The organism is Streptomyces sp. NPDC048338 (assembly GCF_043201055.1).
In the GTDB taxonomy this organism is placed as follows: domain Bacteria; phylum Actinomycetota; class Actinomycetes; order Streptomycetales; family Streptomycetaceae; genus Streptomyces.
Genome location: NZ_JBICYQ010000008.1, coordinates 1 through 19,048 on the forward strand (window position 1 = coordinate 1; position 19,048 = coordinate 19,048).

Consider the following 19,048-nt stretch of genomic DNA (forward strand, 5'->3'; position numbering starts at 1 on the left):
GTTGATTTTTGGCACGCTGTTGAGTTCTCAAGGAACGGACGCTTCCTTCGTACTCACCCTCTCGGGCTTTCCTCCGGGCTTTTCCCTTCGGTCTTTCGTGTTTCCAGCTTAGCAGATCCGATTTCCGTTTCTGCCACCCGCTGGAGCGGGCTGCCTTTCGGGAATTCGCTTTCGCGCTTTCCTTTCCGGCGGTTCCGACTTTATCAGAGATTCTGAGTCGGATTTCCCGCCTCCCGTTCGGCCGTTCTGGCACACAACGGTGCCGGGCTCACGTTCAGGCGGAGATGTCAACGTACTGGAGCGGGGCGCCCCGATGCAAATCGAGGGGCCCCGCTCCAGGTCGTGCGCGTGGTGGTGCCGGAGGATCAGACCTCGACGACCACCGGAAGGATCATCGGACGCCTGCGGTAGGTGTCCGAGACCCACTTGCCGATGACGCGCCGGATCAGCTGCTGGAGCTGGTGCGGTTCGACCACACCGTCCTGGGCCGACTTGTTCAGGGCCTGGTCGACCTTCGGGATGACGGCGTCGAACGCCGAGTCCTCGATGCCGGAACCGCGGGCGTGGATGTTCGGGCCGCTGACGATCTTGCCGGTCGAGGAGTCGACCACGACGAAGACCGAGATGATGCCCTCGTCGCCGAGGATCCGGCGGTCCTTGAGGTGGACGTCGGTGACGTCGCCGACCGAGAGGCCGTCGACGTACACGTAACCCGCCTGGACCTTGCCGACGATCCGGGCCTTGCCGTCGACCAGGTCGACGACCACACCGTCCTCGGCGATGACGATGTGGTCCTTGGGGACACCCGTCATCGCGCCGAGTTCCGCGTTGGCGCGCAGGTGTCGCCATTCGCCGTGGACCGGCATCAGGTTCTTCGGCTTGCAGATGTTGTAGAAGTACAGGAGCTCGCCGGCCGAGGCGTGGCCCGAGACGTGGACCTTGGCGTTGCCCTTGTGGATGACGTTCGCGCCCCAGCGGGTCAGGCCGTTGATCACGCGGTAGACCGCGTTCTCGTTGCCGGGGATCAGCGACGACGCCAGGATCACGGTGTCGCCCTGGACGATCCGGATCTGGTGGTCGCGGTTCGCCATGCGGGAGAGCGCCGCCATCGGCTCGCCCTGGGAGCCGGTGCAGACGAGCACGACCTCGTCGTCCGGGAGGTCGTCGAGCGTCTTGACGTCGACGACCAGGCCGGCCGGCACCCGCAGGTAGCCCAGGTCACGGGCGATGCCCATGTTGCGGACCATCGAGCGGCCGACGAAGGCGACCCGGCGGCCGTACTCGTGGGCGGCGTCCAGGATCTGCTGGATGCGGTGCACGTGGCTGGCGAAGCTGGCCACGATGATGCGCTTCTGGGCGTTCGCGAAGACGTTCCGCAGGACGTTGGAGATGTCCTTCTCCGGCGGGACGAAACCGGGGACCTCGGCGTTCGTCGAGTCGGTCAGCAGGAGGTCGATGCCCTCCTCGCTGAGCCGCGCGAACGCGTGGAGGTCGGTGAGCCGGCCGTCCATCGGGAGCTGGTCCATCTTGAAGTCGCCGGTGTGCACCGCCATGCCCGCGGGGGTGCGGATGGCGACGGCCAGCGCGTCGGGGATGGAGTGGTTGACCGCGATGAACTCGCAGTCGAAGGGTCCGAGCTGCTCGCGCTGCCCCTCGACCACCTCGAGGGTGTAGGGGCGGATGCGGTGCTCCTGGAGCTTGGCCTCGATGAGCGCGAGGGTCAGCTTGGAGCCGATCAGCGGGATGTCCGGCTTGAGCCGGAGCAGGTACGGGACGGCGCCGATGTGGTCCTCGTGGCCGTGCGTGAGCACGATGCCCTCGACCTCGTCGAGGCGGTCCCTGATGGTGGTGAAGTCGGGCAGGATCAGATCGATGCCCGGCTGCTCCTCCTCGGGGAAGAGGACGCCGCAGTCGACGATGAGCAGGCGGCCTTCGTACTCGAAGACCGTCATGTTGCGGCCGATCTCGCCGAGCCCGCCGAGCGGGGTGACGCGCAGGCCACCCTTGGGGAGCTTCGGCGGGGCGCCGAGTTCGGGATGCGGATGACTCAAAAGACTCTCCTCACCACACGCGCCACGTACCGCTCGGGCACGTGGCGCGCGTGACATTCGTGCACTTGCTGTTGTCTGTCGGTCGGCCTCGTCGGACGCGGGATGCGCGGTTCGTGCTGCGTGGTGCGTCCGCAGGCCGGTATTCACTTGTGAAGTCCGATGTCAGAGATCTACCCCGCCGGCGGCGAGATCGATCTTGAGCTGGGCGGTTTCCTCGGGCGAGAGCTCCACGAGCGGCAGCCGCAGGGGGCCGGCCGGGAGTCCCTGGAGGGCGAGGGCGGCCTTGGTGGTGATCACGCCCTGGGTGCGGAACATGCCGGTGAACACCGGGAGCAGCTTCTGGTGGATCTCGGTGGCCTTCTGCACGTCGCCGTTGAGGTGGGCGTCGAGCAGGGCGCGGAGCTCGGGGCTCACGACGTGGCCGACGACGGAGACGAAGCCGCAGGCGCCCACGGAGAGCAGCGGCAGGTTGAGCATGTCGTCGCCGGAGTACCAGGCGAGGCCGGACCGTGCGATGGCCCAGCTCGCGCGGCCCAGGTCGCCCTTGGCGTCCTTGTTCGCGACGATCCTGGGGTGCTCGGCCAGACGGACGATCGTCTCGGTGGCGATCGGGACGCCGCTGCGGCCGGGGATGTCGTAGAGCATCACCGGGAGGCCGGTGGAGTCGGCGATGGCCGAGAAGTGCCGGTACAGGCCCTCCTGCGGGGGCTTGTTGTAGTACGGCGTGACCGCGAGCAGGCCGTGCGCGCCGTCGCGTTCGGCGGTGCGGGCGAGCTCGAGGGAGTGGTGGGTGTCGTTGGTGCCGATGCCGGCGACGACGTGGGCGCGGTCGCCCACCGCCTCCAGTACGGCCCGTACGAGCTCAGATTTCTCCGCGTCGGTGGTGGTCGGGGACTCGCCGGTGGTGCCGTTGACGACGAGGCCGTCGTTGCCTGCGTCCACCAGATGGGCCGCCAGTCGCTGCGCGCCGTCGAGGTCGAGTGCGCCGTCCGCCGTGAAGGGCGTGACCATGGCGGTGAGGACCCGCCCGAAGGGGGTCTGCGGAGTGGAGATCGGAGCCATGGGTAACACGCTACTCGCTGCTCAGCGCCCGGTCCCCCCTCGGGGGACGTGTGAAGAGGAGCCCGGCACTGCCTGCTCGGGGGTTCAAGCAGTGCCGGGTCCGTTTGATCAGCCTAGATGAACTTCGTGAAACGCCGCAATACGGACACTTCGTGTGAGGGTTCGTACTGGTGTGCCTTACGGGGCCACACGGCCGTTCTGATTGAAGGCCGCGTAGGTCAGCGGCATGAGCTCGGCCCAGTGCCGCTCCATCTTCTCGCCGACCATCTCGATCTCCCGCTGCGGGAACGACGGCACCTTGGCCAGCTCGTGCTGGGTGCGCAGGCCGAGGAAGTGCATGAGCGAGCGGGCGTTGCAGGTGGCGTACATGGAGGAGAAGAGACCGACGGGCAGGACCGCGCGGGCCACCTCGCGGGCGACGCCGGCGGCGAGCATCTCCTGGTACGCCTCGTACGCCCGGACGTAGGAGTCCTCCATCGTGCGGCCGACCAGCTCCTGCTGGGCCTGGCTGCCCTCGACGAAGACGTACTTGCCCGGACGGCCCTCCTGGACCAGCTTGCGGGAGGCGTCCGGCACGTAGAAGACCGGCTCCAGCTCCCTGTAGCGGCCCGACTCCTCGTTGTACGACCAGCCCACGCGGTGGCGCATGAACTCGCGGAAGACGAAGATCGGGGCGCTGATGAAGAAGGTCATCGAGTTGTGCTCGAACGGGCTGCCGTGCCGGTCCCGCATCAGGTAGTTGATGAGCCCCTTGGACCGCTCGGGGTCCTTCTGCAGCTCTTCGAGCGACTGCTCACCCGCGGTGGAGACGCGGGCCGCCCACAGCACGTCGGAGTCGGCGGCACTGTGCTTCACCAGCTCGACGGTCACATCGCTGCGGAAAGCGGGCTTGAGGTCTGCGGTGGGGGTGTCGGTCACCGACGGGTCCTTCCGATGGCATCGCACGGGCGGCGCCCACTCTACGGGGACCCACCGACAGCCCCGGGACGCACCCGCCCGGACGACGTTCTTTGGCCGATTCGGGGAAAACTCAGGGAAAACGGCACCGAACGGCGACTTCGCTCGTCTGTCTCTGTGACACCGCACACCACGCACACAGCCCTGAGGAGTGTTTCCGATGTTCCGCCGGCGAGAGCCCGTCCCGTTCTCCTTCGTCGCCGAGGCCGACCGTTTCCGCAGTAACGTCACTCCGCCGCCCAGGGAGCGCCTCGCGGCCTCCGAGGTCGTGGGCCGTACGCTGGTCGGGCTGACCGTCGTGGCCGGGCTCGTCGGGTCGTTGCTCTTCGGCATGCCGTCCCTGCAGTCGGGCGCGGCGGAGGGGCATCGGCAGCAGTCCGAGGCGTCCGACGGCCGTTGATCTGTACGGCCACCCTGGGGTGGCCCGGTCGGGACCATCTGGGTAGCCTCACCGGGCACAGCCCCTTCGAGCGTGCTTGTGAGTGAGGATCAGTCGTGCCCCTGCCCTTCCTGACGGCAGACCGCGCTTTCGACGCGACGGACGACGTCGCGCTGCCCTTCGACGACCACGACCAGTGGCGACGTCCCTACCGACCGGGCCCCTGGCGGGTCGGCGCCGCGGCGCTGGCGCTGCTGCTCGCGTCCTTCGTGCTCTTCGCCGCGGTGATCATCGCCGCCGCGGGGGCGATGTCCGGCTCGATCGCCACCTTCGGGCTGGCCACGCTGATCATCGCCGCCTCGCTGCGGATGCTGCGCGTGGGCGCCTGGGTCAGTCGGCACGGCGTGCGCCGCGTGGGGTTCTTCTCCACCACGACCGTCGCCTGGCAGCAGGTGACGGCCGTGCGCACGGCCCAGCAGCCGGTGCGCTGGCTGGGACTCCCCCGCACCGTGCAGGGCCAGGCCCTGCTGCTCGACTGGCGCGGCGGTGAGCAGGTCGCCCTGCTCACCGACCACAACGCCGACTTCCTGTCCCGCATCGAGGCCTTCGACCGCGCCGCCGACACCGTCGAGGCGTGGAGCGCCGAGTACGGCGCCCCCGCTACGCGCTGACCGAGGGGGCCGCCGGGCGGCCCTCGTGGAGCGCGATCGCCCGCTGCATCGCCTTGCGCGCGCGAGGGGTGTCGCGGGCGTCGTGGTACGCGACCGCGAGCCGGAACCAGCAGCGCCAGTCGTCGGGCGAGTCCTCGGTCTCCGCGCGGCGCCGCGCGAAGACCTCGTCGGCCGAGTCCCGGTCGATCCGGCCGCCGGCCGTACGCCTGAGCTCGTCCACCGGCAGGCCGCCCTCGGCCTCCAGCTCCTCGGCGAGGTGCTGGGCCCGGCGGGCGAAGCGGGTGTTCTTCCAGAGGAACCAGCCGCCGACGCAGGGCAGCAGGAACGCTATGGCGCCCATGCCCATGGCGAGCGGCTCGCCGGTGAGCAGGAGCAGGACCCCCTCCATCGCCACCACGCCGAAGACGAGCACCAGCACGGTGGCGAGGAAGAAGTACGTGATCTTTCCGCCCATGGCCGTCAGCCCAGGTCCAGGAAGTGTTCCAGGCCGAAGGTGAGGCCGGGAACGTCGACGACACGGCGGGCGCCCAGCAGGATGCCCGGCATGAAGCTGGAGTGGTGCAGGGAGTCGTGGCGGACGGTGAGCGTCTCGCCCTCGCCGCCGAGCAGCACCTCCTGGTGGGCCAGCAGGCCCCGGAGCCGTACGGCGTGCACGGGGACACCGTCCACGTCCGCACCACGCGCCCCGTCCAGCGCGGTCTGGGTCGCGTCCGGCTGGGCGCCGAGGCCGGCCTCGGCGCGTGCCGCCGCGATCAGCTGCGCGGTACGGGTCGCCGTGCCGCTGGGGGCGTCGACCTTGTTCGGGTGGTGCAGTTCGACGACCTCGACGGACTCGAAGTACGGGGCCGCGAGCTGGGCGAACCTCATGGTCAGGACCGCGCCGATGGAGAAGTTCGGGGCGATCAGGACGCCGGTCCGCGGAGAGCCGTCGAGCCACGTCCGCAGCTGCGCGAGGCGGTCCTCGGTCCAGCCGGTGGTGCCGACGACCGCGTGGATGCCGTGGCGCACGCAGAAGTCGAGGTTCCCCATCACCGAGGCGGGGGTGGTCAGCTCGACCGCGACCTGGGCGCCCGTCTCGGCGAGCGTCTCCAGCTTGTCGCCACGGCCCAGGGCCGCGACCAGTTCCATGTCCTCGGCGGCCTCGACGGCGCGTACCGCCTCGGATCCGATGCGGCCCTGGGCTCCGAGGACCGCCACACGCAGCTTGCTCATTGCTCTGAACTCTCTCTAGGAGACGGATTCGTGCAGGCGTGCCGCCTGCTTGTCCTTCAGCGGCCCGATGACCGACAGCGAGGGGCGCCGGCCGAGCACGTCGCGGGCGACCTCCCGGACCTCGTCCGGGGTGACCGCGGCGATCCGGGCGAGCATGTCGTCGACCGACATCTGCGTGCCCCAGCACAGCTCGCTCTTGCCGATGCGGTTCATCAGGGCGCCGGTGTCCTCCAGGCCGAGGACGGTCGAGCCGGAGAGCTGCCCGATGGCGCGGGCGATCTCGTCGTCGGACAGTCCGTCGGAGGCCACCTTGTCGAGCTCGTCCCGGCAGATCCCGAGCACGTCGTGGATCTGGTTGGGGCGGCAGCCCGCGTACACGCCGAAGAGGCCGCAGTCGGCGAAGCCGGACGTGTACGAGTACACGCTGTACGCCAGGCCGCGCTTCTCGCGCACCTCCTGGAACAGGCGCGAGGACATGCCGCCGCCGAGCGCGGTGTTCAGGACGCCCAGCGCCCAGCGGCGCTCGTCCGTGCGCGCCAGTCCCGGCATGCCGAGGACGACGTGGGCCTGCTCGCTCTTGCGGCCGAGGACCTCGACCCGGCCCGCGGTGCGGATGGTGCGCCGGCCGTCGCGGGGGGCGACCGGGCGGGCGTCGGTACGGCCGAGGGCGCCGGCCTTCTCGAAGGCGCCGCGGACCTGGCGTACGACCGTGGCGTGGTCGATGTTGCCCGCGGCGGCGACGACCAGGTGGGTCGGGTCGTAGTGCTTCTTGTAGAAGCGGGCGATCCGGTCGCGGTCGAGGGCGTTGATCGTGTCGACGGTGCCGAGCACCGGGCGGCCCAGCGGGGTGTCGCCGAACATGGTGTGCGCGAACAGGTCGTGCACGACGTCGCCCGGGTCGTCCTCGGTCATGGCGATCTCTTCGAGGATGACGCCGCGTTCCGCGTCGACGTCGCTCTCCAGGATCAGTGAGCCGGTGAGCATGTCGCAGACGACGTCGATCGCCAGTGGCAGGTCCGTGTCGAGGACCCGCGCGTAGTAGCAGGTGAACTCCTTCGCGGTGAAGGCGTTCATCTCGCCGCCGACCGCGTCGAGCGCGGCGGAGATGTCGAGTGCGCTGCGCCTGCCGGTGCCCTTGAAGAGGAGGTGCTCCAGGTAGTGCGTGGCGCCGTTGAGAGCGGGGGTCTCGTCACGGGAGCCGACGTGCGCCCAGATTCCGAAGGTGGCGGAGCGCACGGAGGGCAGGGTCTCGGTGACGATCCGCAGGCCGCCGGGGAGGGTCGTGCGCCGGACCGTGCCGATGCCGTCCTTGCCCGGGAGAAGCGTTTGGGTACGGGCGACGGCCCGCCCCTCCGAAGAGGTGCGGGCCGTCGTCACGGAACTACGGGACGTCACTGGTCGGTGTCGTCCTTCTGGTCGGTACCCTCGGCGGCACCCTCCTCGTCCGCGATCACGGGGATCAGGGAGAGCTTGCCGCGCTGGTCGATCTCGGCGATCTCGACCTGCACCTTGGAGCCGACCGCGAGCACGTCCTCGACGTTCTCCACGCGCTTGCCACCGGCGAGCTTGCGGATCTGCGAGATGTGCAGCAGGCCGTCCTTGCCCGGGAGCAGGGACACGAACGCACCGAAGGTGGTGGTCTTGACGACCGTACCCAGGTAGCGCTCGCCGACCTCCGGCATGGTCGGGTTGGCGATGCCGTTGATCGTGGCGCGGGCGGCCTCGGCCTGCGAGCCCTGGGCGGCACCGATGTAGATGGTGCCGTCGTCCTCGATCGTGATGTCGGCGCCGGTGTCCTCCTGGATCTGGTTGATCATCTTGCCCTTGGGGCCGATGACCTCACCGATCTTGTCCACCGGGATCTTGACGGTGATGATGCGCGGCGCGTTCGGGGACATCTCGTCCGGAACGTCGATCGCCTCGTTCATCACGTCGAGGATGTGCAGACGCGCGTCACGGGCCTGCTTCAGCGCGGCGGCCAGGACCGAGGCGGGGATGCCGTCGAGCTTGGTGTCGAGCTGGAGCGCGGTGACGAAGGTCTTCGTGCCGGCGACCTTGAAGTCCATGTCGCCGAACGCGTCCTCGGCGCCGAGGATGTCGGTGAGGGCGACGTAGTGCGTCTTGCCGTCGATCTCCTCGGAGATCAGGCCCATGGCGATACCGGCGACGGGGGCCTTGAGCGGCACACCGGCGTTCAGCAGCGACATGGTGGAGGCGCAGACCGAGCCCATGGACGTCGAGCCGTTGGAGCCGAGGGCCTCGGACACCTGGCGGATCGCGTAGGGGAACTCCTCGCGCGTCGGCAGCACCGGCACGATGGCGCGCTCGGCGAGCGCGCCGTGGCCGATCTCGCGGCGCTTGGGCGAGCCCACGCGGCCGGTCTCACCGACGGAGTACGGCGGGAAGTTGTAGTTGTGCATGTAGCGCTTGCGGGTCACCGGGGAAAGGGTGTCCAGCTGCTGCTCCATACGGAGCATGTTGAGGGTGGTGACGCCCAGGATCTGGGTCTCGCCACGCTCGAACAGCGCCGAGCCGTGCACGCGCGGGATGGCCTCGACCTCGGCGGCGAGCGTACGGATGTCCGTGATGCCGCGGCCGTCGATGCGGACCTTGTCCTTGATGATCCGCTCGCGGACCAGCTTCTTGGTCAGCGCGCGGTAGGCGCCGGAGATCTCCTTCTCGCGGCCTTCGAAGGCCGGGAGGAGCTTCTCGGCGGCGAGCTCCTTGATGCGGTCGAGCTCGGTCTCGCGCTCCTGCTTGCCGGCGATGGTGAGCGCCTGGGCGAGCTCGCTCTTGACCGCGGCGGAGAGCGCCTCCAGGACGTCGTCCTGGTAGTCGAGGAAGACCGGGAACTCGCCGGTCGGCTTGGCGGCCTTGGCGGCGAGGTCCGACTGGGCCTTGCACAGGACCTTGATGAACGGCTTCGCGGCCTCGAGACCGGCGGCGACGACCTCCTCGGTCGGCGCCTCGGCGCCGCCCTTGACGAGCTCGATCGTCTTCTCGGTGGCCTCGGCCTCGACCATCATGATCGCGACGTCGCCGTCCTCCAGGACGCGACCGGCGACGACCATGTCGAAGACGGCGTCCTCGAGCTCGGTGTGCGTCGGGAACGCGACCCACTGGCCCTTGATCAGCGCGACACGGGTGCCGCCGATCGGGCCGGAGAAGGGCAGGCCGGCCAGCTGCGTGGAGCAGGAGGCGGCGTTGATCGCGATCACGTCGTAGAGGTGATCGGGGTTGAGCGCCATGATCGTCTCGACGATCTGGATCTCGTTGCGCAGGCCCTTGGCGAAGGACGGGCGCAGCGGCCGGTCGATCAGGCGACAGGTGAGGATCGCGTCCTCGGAGGGGCGGCCTTCCCGGCGGAAGAAGGAGCCGGGGATCTTGCCGGCCGCGTACATCCGCTCCTCGACGTCCACCGTCAGGGGGAAGAAGTCGAGCTGGTCCTTCGGGCGCTTGGACGCGGTGGTGGCCGAGAGGACCATCGTGTCGTCGTCCAGGTAGGCCACGGCGGAGCCGGCGGCCTGCTTGGCCAGGCGGCCCGTCTCGAAGCGGATGGTGCGGGTGCCGAAGGTGCCGTTGTCGATGACGGCCTCGGCGTAGTGGGTCTCGTTCTCCACTAGCAGTTTCTCCTACGTGTTCGTCTTTGCGTCCGGGGCCCGTGTGGCCGGGGACGGTGTGAGGAGAAGCCCGCCTTCGGTGCGGGCCGGTCTTCGATCGAAGCACCCGGGATTGAGGGGTCCGGGAGCCACTACCGAGGACCGGCGGCGGGCCGGCGGCTTCTCGCTCGTGAATGTGGCGTTGTGCGACCAGACTAAGTGCCGGTCGGCACATTGCGCACGTACAGCAAAGGGAGCGGCCCCCTATTCGTGGGAACCGCTCCCTTCACGGCGTCTTACTTGGCACCGCCGGCCGCGCCGCGGCGGATGCCCAGGCGGTCGACCAGCGCACGGAAGCGCTGGATGTCCTTCTTGGCCAGGTACTGCAGCAGGCGGCGACGCTGGCCGACCAGGATCAGCAGACCACGACGGGAGTGGTGGTCGTGCTTGTGCTGCTTGAGGTGCTCGGTGAGGTCCGAGATACGGCGGGAGAGCATCGCGACCTGCACCTCGGGGGAGCCGGTGTCGCCCTCCTTCTGGCCGAACTCGGCGAAAATCTGCTTCTTCGTAGCGGCGTCGAGAGACACTCGGTACTCCTCTGGTGTTCGTGCGCCCACGAGTGCCCCTGGTCTTGGTCTCAGGGGAGCTTCCGTGACTCGGAGGCGAAGGTCCGATGAGCGCAGCTTCCAGAGGATCCGGGATCCTGGGATCCGAGGATCAGGTGGATTCCGGGTGGTTCCGGGAGCGCGTACACAAACGGCCGTCACACAGCGTACCAGCTCGGCGGAGCGCCGTTACTTGCCGGTGAGCGAGCGGGCCGCCATGAAGACGTCCAGGACCGCGAGGCAGAGCGGGACGAGGGCGAGCAGGACGAAGCCCTCGGCGAGGTCGAGGAGCCGGCCCCAGAAGGGCGAGAGGCCCTTGCGCGGGATGATCAGGCCGATCGCGGTGACCAGGGCGGCACCGGCGGCGACGGCCGCGGTGAGCCAGATCGTGCGGATGTCCAGGCCGCCGCGGTCCCCGTACATCAGGAGGTCCTTGACCAGGTCGGCCGGCGGGTTCAGGGAGAGGCCGAGGATCAGCAGCGCGATCGCGGCGATGCCGGCGACCAGGACGCAGGCGACCTGCGAGGTGTAGCGGAAGAGGCGGGCGCGCAGCAGCATCGCGAGGCCGGCCGCGAAGGCCAGCAGCTGGCCCCAGACGTTGCCGGCGAAGCCGAGGACGGCGGCGGAGCCGACGACGACGGCCGCGCAGCCGCCGACGAGGCCGAGGAGCATCTCGTGGCCACGGCGGGCCTGGAGCGCGATGCGCTCGCCGTCGACGGGCTGGACCTCGTCGGGGAGGGACTGCCCGGGTTCGGCGTGGAACTCCTCGTCGGTGGCGCTGCGCGGGGAGGCGTAGCCGATGGGGAGGCGGGCGAAGCGGGCCGACAGGCCGGGCAGGAAGGCGACCAGTCCGATGGCGACGGGAGCGCAGACGGCGGCGGTCTCGGTGGCGGACGACTCGGACAGGATCGCGAGGAAGGTGGCGAGGGTGCCGACGGTGGCCAGGAAGGTCGCGGCCACGAAGGGGGCGTCACCGCTGGGGGTGAGCGCGACCAGGGTGACGGCGGCGACCAGGACGGTCACGCAGCCGAGCAGGAACTGCAGGCGCCCGGGTCCGTCGCCGGCGTCGGGGCCGATGATCCCGGAGCCGGCGATCAGCAGCAGCGGGAGGGCGCCGAGCCCGAGGGCGACGGCGGTGCCGCGGTCCTTGTAGACGCGGGCGCGGACGCCGGCGAAGGCGGTGAGCAGCGCGCCGACGGCGCCGGCGACGACGCCGGGCAGGCTGTGCATGTCGTGGTGCACCGGGTCGGCGAACCAGAGCACGAAGCCCATCAGGACGAGGAGCAGCACTCCGGCGACCAGTCCGGCGCCGCGCAGCAGGTCGTCGCTCCACAGGTGCCGGTCACGGGTGACGGCGGAGGCGACGGCGTCGGAGACGTCGTCGAAGACGGCGGGCGGCAGCGACTGGGAGAAGGGGCGCAGCGAGAGGACCTCGCCGTCGAGCACCTGCTGGGCGGCGAGCGTGCGGGCCCCGTCGAGGACCGAGCCGTCGCGCCGGACGAGGTGGTAGCCGGTCGGGGTGCCGGCGGCCTGGGTCTGCCCCGTGAGCCGCAGGATCTCCGGGTAGACGTCGGCGACCGCGATGTCCTCGGGGAGTGCGACGTCGATGCGGCTGTCCGGCGCCACGACGGTGACGCGGCAGAAGCCGGTCGCTGCGGTCGTACTCACGTGTCTGGACCCCCTGATTCGCGGTTGCGCACACTGCGGCGCCACCCTACCGGGCACAACCCCCGGTCGCTGCAAGTAGGATCGCCACTCTCGCGGGGGAGGCCGTCGTTGATGGGGGCGCCGGTGCGGAAGCTCCCCTCAAGAGGTCCGCCCGCAACGAGGGATTGATGCTCCGGTGAGCCAGATCGTCGTCAAACGACCGCCGAGGTCCCTTCCTCCGGAAGTGCCCGGTGAGGAACTGGTCCTGGAGTCGCCGCCCGAACTCCCGCGGGGGCAGCAGGAAGGCATGCTGATGCAGCTCCTTCCGATGCTCGGCATGGGCTCCTCGGTGGTGTTCTTCTTCATGCCGGGGGCGCATCCGTTCATGCGCATCATGGGCATCCTGATGCTGGTCTCGACGGTCGGCATGGTCATCGCCCAGCTCGTGCGGTTCCGAAAGGGTACGCAGGGGCAAATTGCCGATGTCCGGCGCGACTACCTCAAATACCTCGCCCAGACGCGGCGTACGGTGCGGCGCACGGCGCGCCGGCAGCGGGACGCCCAGCTCTATCTGCACCCCTCCCCCGAGCAGTTGTGGTCCGTGGTGGCCGAGGGCTCGCGGGTGTGGGAACGCCGGGTGGGCGACAACGACTTCGGGCAGGTGCGGATCGGCCTCGGCACGCAGCAGCTGGCGACGCCGCTGGTGGCGCCGGACACCGCGCCGGTGGACGAGCTGGAGCCGCTCTGCGCGGGCGCGATGCAGCAGTTCCTGGCCGTGCACGGCTCGTTGGACGGACTGCCGATGGCCGTCTCCATGCGGGCCTTCTACCACGTGACGGTCTCCGGTGACCCGGAGGCGGCGCAGGCCGCGGCGCGCGGTCTGGTCTCCCAGCTGGTGACGCTGCACTCCCCCGACGACCTGATGCTCGCGGTGGTGGCCGCGCGGAACGCGCAGGAACGCTGGGACTGGACGAAGTGGCTGCCGCACACGCAGGTCGCCGCGCAGGTCGACGGGGCGGGCACGAAGCGGCTGTTCGGCGACGACCTGGGCGAGCTGGAGCAGATGGTCCGCTCGCGCCTGGACGGGCGTCCGCGGTTCAGCCGCGACAACCAGCCGGTGCTGGACCAGCCGCATGTCGTCGTCGTCCTCGACGGCGGGATGGTGCCTCCGGACTCGCTGCTGGCGGCGCCGGAGGGCCTGCAGGGCGTGACCATCGTCGAGGTGGTGTCCGGTGAGCTCGACGAACCGCGCGGCGGGCTGTCCGTCGTGGTGCGGCCGGGCCGGCTGCGCCTGGAGTCGGGCGGCGGCTACGCGTACGAGGGGGTGCCGGACGGCATCTCGCTGCCGGCCGCCGAGGCGCTGGCGCGTCAGCTCGCCCCGCTGCGGATGGGCGGCGGGGACGACGACGAACCGCTGCTCGCCAACCTGGACTTCACGGACCTGCTGAACCTCGGCGACGCGGGCTCGGTGGACGTGGCGCGGACCTGGCGGCCCCGCTCGGTGGCCGAGCGGCTGCGGGTGCCGATCGGTGTCGGCGAGGACGGCCAGCCGGTCATGCTGGACCTCAAGGAGGCCGCGCAGGAGGGCATGGGCCCGCACGGCCTGTGCGTGGGCGCGACGGGTTCCGGAAAGTCGGAGCTGCTGCGCACGCTGGTCCTGGGGCTGGCGGTGACGCACTCCTCGGAGACGCTGAACTTCGTCCTCGCGGACTTCAAGGGCGGTGCGACGTTCGCGGGCATGTCCCAGATGCCGCACGTCGCCGCGGTCATCACCAACCTGTCCGACGACCTGACGCTCGTCGACCGCATGGGCGACGCGATCCGCGGTGAGCTGCAGCGCCGTCAGGAGCTGCTGCGCTCGGCGGGCAACTACGCCAACATCCACGACTACGAGAAGGCGCGGGCGGCGGGCGCTCCGCTGGAGCCGCTGGCCTCGCTGGTCCTGGTCATCGACGAGTTCTCCGAACTCCTCACCGCCAAGCCCGACTTCATCGACATGTTCATCCAGATCGGCCGTATCGGCCGGTCGCTGGGTGTCCATCTGCTGCTGGCCTCCCAGCGCCTGGAGGAGGGCAAGCTCCGCGGCCTCGACACGTACCTGTCGTACCGGATCGGTCTGCGGACGTTCTCGGCGGCCGAGTCGCGTACGGCGATCGGCGTCCCGGACGCCTACCACCTGCCGTCGGTGCCGGGTTCGGGCTATCTGAAGTTCGGCACTGACGAGATGACCCGCTTCAAGGCGGCGTACGTCTCGGGCACGTACCGGACGGGCGGGCCGCGGCTCGCGGCCGGGCAGCTCCCGATCGAGCGGCGGCCCGCGCTCTTCACGGCCTCGCCGGTGCCGGTGGTGTACGCGGCGCCCGACCCGGCGTACCTGACGGCGCAGCGCGAGGAGGAGGACGAGGCGCTCGCGGACACCGTCCTCGACGTGATCGTGCGCCGGCTGGAGGGGCAGGGCGTGCCGGCCCACCAGGTGTGGCTGCCGCCGCTGGACCAGGCGCCCTCCCTGGACCAGCTGCTGCCGGGGCTCGCGCAGACCGCGGACCGGGGTCTGACGGCGACGGAGTACACGCGGCCGGGCGGTCTGACGGTGCCGCTGGGCCTCATCGACAAGCCCTTCGAGCAGCGGCGCGAGGTGCTGTACCGGGACTTCTCCGGTGCGGCGGGCCACATGATGGTGGTCGGCGGTCCGCAGTCGGGCAAGTCGACGATGATGCGCACGCTGGTCTCGTCGTTCGCGCTGACCCACACCCCGGCCGAGGTGCAGTTCTACGTACTGGACTTCGGTGGCGGCGGCATGGTGTCGCTGGCCGACCTGCCGCACGTCGGCGGGGTCGCGTCCCGGCTGGACCCGGAGCGGGTACGGCGGACGGTCGCCGAGGTGCTCGGCGTGCTGAACCGGCGCGAGGAGTTCTTCCGGTCGAACAACATCGACTCGATCGCGACCTACCGGCGCAAGCGCGCCGCGGGTGAACTGCCCGGCGAAGCCTGGGGAGACGTCTTCCTGGTCGTCGACGGCTGGGGCGGCTTCCGCAACGACTACGACATGCTGGAGCCGATCGTCTCGGACATCGCGGCACGGGGTCTCGGCTACGGCATCCACGTGGTGATCACCGCGGCCCGGTACATGGAGGTGCGGGCCGCGCTGAAGGACCAGATGCTCGGCCGGCTGGAGCTGCGGCTCGGCGACGTCATGGACTCCGAGTTCGACCGCAAGGTGGCGGCCAACGTGCCGGCGGGTGTCCCGGGTCGGGGCCAGGTGCCGGAGAAGCTGCACTTCATGGGCGCGCTGCCGCGGATCGACGGGTCGAGTTCGGCGGGCGACCTGTCGGACGGCACGGCGGCGTTCGTGCAGGCGGCGAAGAGCTCCTGGGCGGGCGCCCCGGCCCCGGCCGTGCGGCTGCTGCCGCGGCGGCTGCCGGCGGAGCAGTTGCCGAAGGGCTTCGAGTACCCGCAGCACGGCATCGCGATCGGCATCGACGAGACGAACCTGGAGCCGGTGTTCGTCGACTTCGAGACGGATCCGTTCTTCCTGATCTTCGGCGAGAGCGAGTCCGGGAAGACGGCGCTGCTCCGGCTGATCGCGAAGCAGCTGTGCGAGCGGTACACGCCGGAGCAGGCGCGGATCGTGGTCGGCGACTACCGGCGCACGATGCTGGAGGCGGTCGCTCCCTCGCACCTGCTGGAGTACGCGCCGATGGCGTCCGCCATGCAGATGCACATGGACGCGATCAACACGGTGATGACGAAGCGGGCTCCGAAGCCGGACATCACCCCGCAGCAGCTGCGGGACCGCAGCTGGTGGACGGGTCCTCAGCTGTTCGTGCTGGTCGACGACTTCGAGCTGGTCGCGACGAACTCGACGAACCCGCTCCAGGTGCTGGTGGAGAACCTGCCGTTCGCGCGTGACGTGGGTATCCGCTTCATCGTGGCGCGCAGCGCGGGGGGCGCGTCGCGGGCGATGTACGAGCCCTTCATGCAGCGCGCGAAGGAGCTGGGCGCGCAGGGTGTGCTCCTCTCCGGCGACCCGAGCGAGGGCGACATCCTGGGCAACGTCCGCGCCCGGCCGATGCCTCCGGGCCGCGGCACCTTCGTCTCCCGCAAGCGGGGCACGCCGCTGGTGCAGCTGGGCTGGCTGCCGGACCGGACGTAGCGGGCCGCGCCGGCAGGGCCCCCGAGGGGGCCGCCGGCGGATCGTGCGAGGGCCGGGGGACGGGCGCCGTGGGTGGCGTCCGTCCCCCGGCCCTCGGTGCGTCGAACCGTTCGCGCGGACGGCCGCCGGCGATAAGCGGAAGGGCCCGTTCGAGTGATCTGCCGGCGTGGGACCGTTGCCCTAGGCTGGCGGACGCAGCTCGTCCGTACGACCGCGAAGGGACCCGCCATGGCCGACGCCGGCGAGAAGGAACGTCAGAAGGAAGCGCTGTACGCGCTCGACATCTCCGGGGTCGAGTGGCTGGGCGCGCCCGGGACGAGTCCCGACGAGGAGCGCGTCGAGATCGCGCACCTGCCGGAGGGCGCCGTGGCCATGCGGTCGTCGCTCGACAAGGAGACCGTGCTGCGGTACACGAAGGCCGAGTGGGACGCCTTCGTCCTGGGCGCCCGGGACGGGGAGTTCGACCTCACCTGAGGGGCGTCCAGGGGTGCCGTCGGAGTTCCCCCCGTGGGTGCGGACATGCGTGAGGGGGTGGTCCGCCGGAACGGGCCACCCCCTCACGCGGGGACGCGTGATCTCATCCCATGTTCATGCGGAACCGGGCCGCGTTGCCCTTGTCGGTGTCCCGGTAACCGATGACGGACTCGTCGAGCAGCTGCGCGATGCGCATGAGGTCCTGGTTCATGCCCGACATGTCACGGGTGAGGCGGTCCTGGCTCTCGCGGTACGCGGTCTTCGCCTCACCGTCCCAGTTGGAGGCGACGCGGTTGACCTCGGTCATGAGGTCCTCCAGCTTCTGGGTGAGCTGGGTGGAGGTGAGGCGGACGTCGCCCGCCGCCTGCGTCACGGTGTCGTAATTGACGGCAGTCGTCATGTTCTTGGCTCCTGAGGTGAGAGGGACGAGAAAGGAGAGTGGCCGGGCCCGGAGCCTCAGGCCATGCCGAGGATGGCGCTCTGACCCTGGCTGGTGTCGTCCATCTTGCGGAAGCCGCGGATGCGGTCCTCCTCCTCGCGCGTGAAGCCGTCGGCGCTCATGCGCATGACCTCTTCGAGCTTGATGAGCTCGACGCGCATGTTCTTCAGGCGCAGGTTGAGGTCGTTCTGGACCCGGTCGTACTCCTTGCTGGCCGCACCCTGCCAGCCCGCCTGGATGCGGTCCACGACGCCGTTGAGCGAGGTGATGCGCGACTGAAGCTCGTCGTGGAAGTCCTGGATCCGGCCGGCGAGCTTGGTCTGTTCGGCACTGGTTACGTTCAGGTCTTTCGACATCTTGCCCCTTCTTCCTTCGGTGACGTCGACGGTCGCTGCCGTCGGGCCTTCCGATGCTGATTCGGACGGGAATCTCTTGATGCCGCCCCCGTGCTGGGTCACTGCACTCTCGTGCACCACCCGACGGTCACTCTAGCCAGTTGATACGACAGTTCCAACTGCAAAGTACGGAACCGGTACTTGGTGATTCGGTTCATCGGGCGACTCCGTGACGGCGCCTGCTGTCGCGGATCACGATGGCGGACGTGGCGACGACCGCCACCAGGACACCACCGATGCCGAGGGCGTAGGTGGCGAGTCGTTCGGTCCGCTCCTGCGGCGTCTCCGTCAGGGCCAGATGGGCCGGTTCGGGCGCGGGCGCTTTGGGCGGGCCGGGGTCGGGAACGGGCTGCGACTGCCGCTCGGCCCCGTCGGCGAGCGCCCGGACCGGATCGACGACGCCCCAACCCACGTGATTGTCACGGCCGTTGACGGACCGCACCGCGGTCTGCTCGATACGGGCCACGATCTCGGCGGCCGTCCAGTCCTTGTACTTGGCGCGCAGCAGGGCTGCGACACCGGCGACGTACGGGGCCGAGAAGCTGGTGCCGTTGTCGACGCACTGGCCGCCGCCGGGCACGGTGGAGACCATGTCGACACCGGGCGCCGCGACGCCCACGAAGGTGCCGGACTGGGAGAACGCGGCGCGTTCGTTGTTGCGGTCGGAGGACGCGACGGCGAGCACCCCGGGGAAGGCCGCGGGGTAGGTGTTCTTGAGTTTGCCGTCCATGCCGTCGTTGCCCGCGGAGGCGACGACCACGACCTCCTTGGCGAGGGCCCGGGCCACCGCCCTGGCCATCGAGGAGTCGGCGCTCAGCGGCTGCGTGGTGTCCTGCGAGATGTTGATGACCTGGGCGCCCTTGGCGACCGCGTGGTCGATCGCCTGGGCCATCGTGTCGGACTTGCCGCTGTTCTTCTCGTCGTTCTGGCGGATCGGGATGATCGTCGCCTCGGGCGCGAGCCCGACGAAGCCGGTGCCCGGCCGCGGGCGGGCGGCGATGATCCCCGCGACCTTGGTGCCGTGGCCGACCTCGTCGACCGTGCCGTCGGTCTTGCCGCGCTTCTCGTCACCCGGCCCCGGGTTGTCCTTGTCGGGCTTCAGGTAGTCCTTGCCCGCCTTCGCGTCCACCGCGGTCTTCAGCTGCGGGTTGACGTCGTCGACGCCGGTGTCGATCACGGCGACGCGGACGCCCTTGCCCTTGGTGTCCTGCCAGAGCTCGTCCAGGAGCACCCGCTGGAGCGACCAGGGGATGCCCTCGATCTGCTTCTTCATCGGGAAGGTGCACTCGCCGCTGCCGTCGAGCCCGCCCACGGCCGGGCCGGCCGCGCCGACGCCCGGGTCGCCGGCGGCGTACGCGGGCTGGGGCATCGCGAGGAGACCCGTCAGGGCCGTGGCGGCGAGCA

16 protein-coding genes are annotated in these 19,048 nt (G+C 70.1%); 4 read left to right on the forward strand and 12 right to left on the reverse strand.

Annotated features, from left to right (window positions below; translation table 11 throughout):
• Window positions 1–365: 365 nt before the first annotated feature.
• The 3 genes from ACGFZF_RS19335 to thyX all read right to left on the reverse strand — a co-directional run bounded on the left by ACGFZF_RS19335 (window position 366) and on the right by thyX (window position 4,031).
• Window positions 366–2,051 (reverse strand): ribonuclease J, encoded by a 1,686-nt coding sequence (locus ACGFZF_RS19335; protein WP_147979985.1) that lies wholly within the window; start codon window positions 2,049–2,051, stop codon window positions 366–368.
• A gap of 162 nt (window positions 2,052–2,213) precedes the next feature.
• The gene (dapA, locus tag ACGFZF_RS19340; RefSeq protein WP_393555642.1) at window positions 2,214–3,113 is read right to left on the reverse strand and encodes a 4-hydroxy-tetrahydrodipicolinate synthase; all 900 of its coding nucleotides are present in this window, start codon (window positions 3,111–3,113) and stop codon (window positions 2,214–2,216) included.
• Between the two features lie 177 nt (window positions 3,114–3,290).
• The gene (thyX, locus tag ACGFZF_RS19345) at window positions 3,291–4,031 is read right to left on the reverse strand and encodes an FAD-dependent thymidylate synthase (RefSeq protein ID WP_356609333.1); all 741 of its coding nucleotides are present in this window, start codon (window positions 4,029–4,031) and stop codon (window positions 3,291–3,293) included.
• 199 nt (window positions 4,032–4,230) lie between these two features.
• Between thyX and ACGFZF_RS19350 the strand changes: the two genes are divergently transcribed.
• Together ACGFZF_RS19350 and ACGFZF_RS19355 are read left to right on the forward strand one after the other, a co-directional pair.
• Window positions 4,231–4,470 carry a hypothetical protein gene (locus tag ACGFZF_RS19350; RefSeq protein ID WP_147979982.1) on the forward strand — a complete coding sequence of 80 codons (240 nt, stop codon included), beginning with the start codon at window positions 4,231–4,233 and terminating at the stop codon, window positions 4,468–4,470.
• A 95-nt stretch (window positions 4,471–4,565) separates the two neighbouring features.
• Window positions 4,566–5,120 (forward strand): hypothetical protein, encoded by a 555-nt coding sequence (locus ACGFZF_RS19355; RefSeq protein WP_393555645.1) that lies wholly within the window; start codon window positions 4,566–4,568, stop codon window positions 5,118–5,120.
• Here the strand turns inward: ACGFZF_RS19355 and ACGFZF_RS19360 are convergent.
• The 6 genes from ACGFZF_RS19360 to eccD form a co-directional block, all read right to left on the reverse strand.
• The gene (locus ACGFZF_RS19360; protein ID WP_393555647.1) at window positions 5,110–5,574 is read right to left on the reverse strand and encodes a hypothetical protein; all 465 of its coding nucleotides are present in this window, start codon (window positions 5,572–5,574) and stop codon (window positions 5,110–5,112) included. The genes ACGFZF_RS19355 and ACGFZF_RS19360 overlap by 11 nt on opposite strands.
• A gap of 5 nt (window positions 5,575–5,579) precedes the next feature.
• Window positions 5,580–6,332, reverse strand: a complete 753-nt coding sequence (gene dapB, locus ACGFZF_RS19365; protein ID WP_147979979.1) for a 4-hydroxy-tetrahydrodipicolinate reductase — start codon at window positions 6,330–6,332, stop codon at window positions 5,580–5,582.
• A gap of 15 nt (window positions 6,333–6,347) precedes the next feature.
• The gene (locus ACGFZF_RS19370; RefSeq protein WP_393555649.1) at window positions 6,348–7,727 is read right to left on the reverse strand and encodes a M16 family metallopeptidase; all 1,380 of its coding nucleotides are present in this window, start codon (window positions 7,725–7,727) and stop codon (window positions 6,348–6,350) included.
• Window positions 7,724–9,952 (reverse strand): polyribonucleotide nucleotidyltransferase, encoded by a 2,229-nt coding sequence (locus tag ACGFZF_RS19375; RefSeq protein WP_393555651.1) that lies wholly within the window; start codon window positions 9,950–9,952, stop codon window positions 7,724–7,726. The genes ACGFZF_RS19370 and ACGFZF_RS19375 overlap by 4 nt, the downstream gene beginning before the upstream one ends.
• Before the next feature lie 275 nt (window positions 9,953–10,227).
• Window positions 10,228–10,518: a 30S ribosomal protein S15 gene (gene rpsO / locus ACGFZF_RS19380; protein ID WP_147979976.1), complete on the reverse strand. Its 291-nt coding sequence runs from the start codon at window positions 10,516–10,518 to the stop codon at window positions 10,228–10,230.
• Window positions 10,519–10,725: 207 nt separating this feature from the next.
• On the reverse strand, window positions 10,726–12,204 hold the full coding sequence (gene eccD / locus ACGFZF_RS19385; protein ID WP_356779375.1) for a type VII secretion integral membrane protein EccD: 1,479 nt from the start codon (window positions 12,202–12,204) through the stop codon (window positions 10,726–10,728).
• A 175-nt stretch (window positions 12,205–12,379) separates the two neighbouring features.
• Here eccD and eccCa point away from each other — a divergent pair, with 175 nt between their 5' ends.
• Both eccCa and ACGFZF_RS19395 read left to right on the forward strand, forming a co-directional pair.
• Window positions 12,380–16,336, forward strand: a complete 3,957-nt coding sequence (gene eccCa, locus ACGFZF_RS19390) for a type VII secretion protein EccCa (protein ID WP_393555654.1) — start codon at window positions 12,380–12,382, stop codon at window positions 16,334–16,336.
• Window positions 16,337–16,564: 228 nt separating this feature from the next.
• Window positions 16,565–16,810: a DUF397 domain-containing protein gene (locus tag ACGFZF_RS19395; RefSeq protein WP_147979973.1), complete on the forward strand. Its 246-nt coding sequence runs from the start codon at window positions 16,565–16,567 to the stop codon at window positions 16,808–16,810.
• A gap of 103 nt (window positions 16,811–16,913) precedes the next feature.
• On the opposite strand, the gene ACGFZF_RS19400 is transcribed toward ACGFZF_RS19395, so the two are convergent.
• The 3 genes from ACGFZF_RS19400 to mycP form a co-directional block, all read right to left on the reverse strand.
• Entirely contained in the window at window positions 16,914–17,210 is a 297-nt protein-coding gene (locus ACGFZF_RS19400; protein ID WP_147979972.1) for a WXG100 family type VII secretion target, read from the reverse strand.
• A gap of 56 nt (window positions 17,211–17,266) precedes the next feature.
• Window positions 17,267–17,605, reverse strand: a complete 339-nt coding sequence (locus ACGFZF_RS19405) for a WXG100 family type VII secretion target (protein WP_147979971.1) — start codon at window positions 17,603–17,605, stop codon at window positions 17,267–17,269.
• A gap of 193 nt (window positions 17,606–17,798) precedes the next feature.
• A complete protein-coding gene (gene mycP / locus ACGFZF_RS19410) occupies window positions 17,799–19,013 on the reverse strand; it encodes a type VII secretion-associated serine protease mycosin (protein ID WP_393556187.1) in 1,215 nt (404 codons plus the stop codon).
• Window positions 19,014–19,048: the final 35 nt, after the last annotated feature.

Coding starts and splice junctions, on each gene's coding strand:
- ACGFZF_RS19405 (WP_147979971.1), bottom strand. CDS start 17,605: ATGTCGAAAGACCTGAACGTAACCAGTGCCGAACAGACCAAGCTCGCC.
- ACGFZF_RS19360 (WP_393555647.1), bottom strand. CDS start 5,574: ATGGGCGGAAAGATCACGTACTTCTTCCTCGCCACCGTGCTGGTGCTC.
- ACGFZF_RS19395 (WP_147979973.1), top strand. CDS start 16,565: ATGGCCGACGCCGGCGAGAAGGAACGTCAGAAGGAAGCGCTGTACGCG.
- dapA (WP_393555642.1), bottom strand. CDS start 3,113: ATGGCTCCGATCTCCACTCCGCAGACCCCCTTCGGGCGGGTCCTCACC.
- ACGFZF_RS19350 (WP_147979982.1), top strand. CDS start 4,231: ATGTTCCGCCGGCGAGAGCCCGTCCCGTTCTCCTTCGTCGCCGAGGCC.
- ACGFZF_RS19400 (WP_147979972.1), bottom strand. CDS start 17,210: ATGACGACTGCCGTCAATTACGACACCGTGACGCAGGCGGCGGGCGAC.
- dapB (WP_147979979.1), bottom strand. CDS start 6,332: ATGAGCAAGCTGCGTGTGGCGGTCCTCGGAGCCCAGGGCCGCATCGGA.
- mycP (WP_393556187.1), bottom strand. CDS start 19,013: ATGCCCCAGCCCGCGTACGCCGCCGGCGACCCGGGCGTCGGCGCGGCC.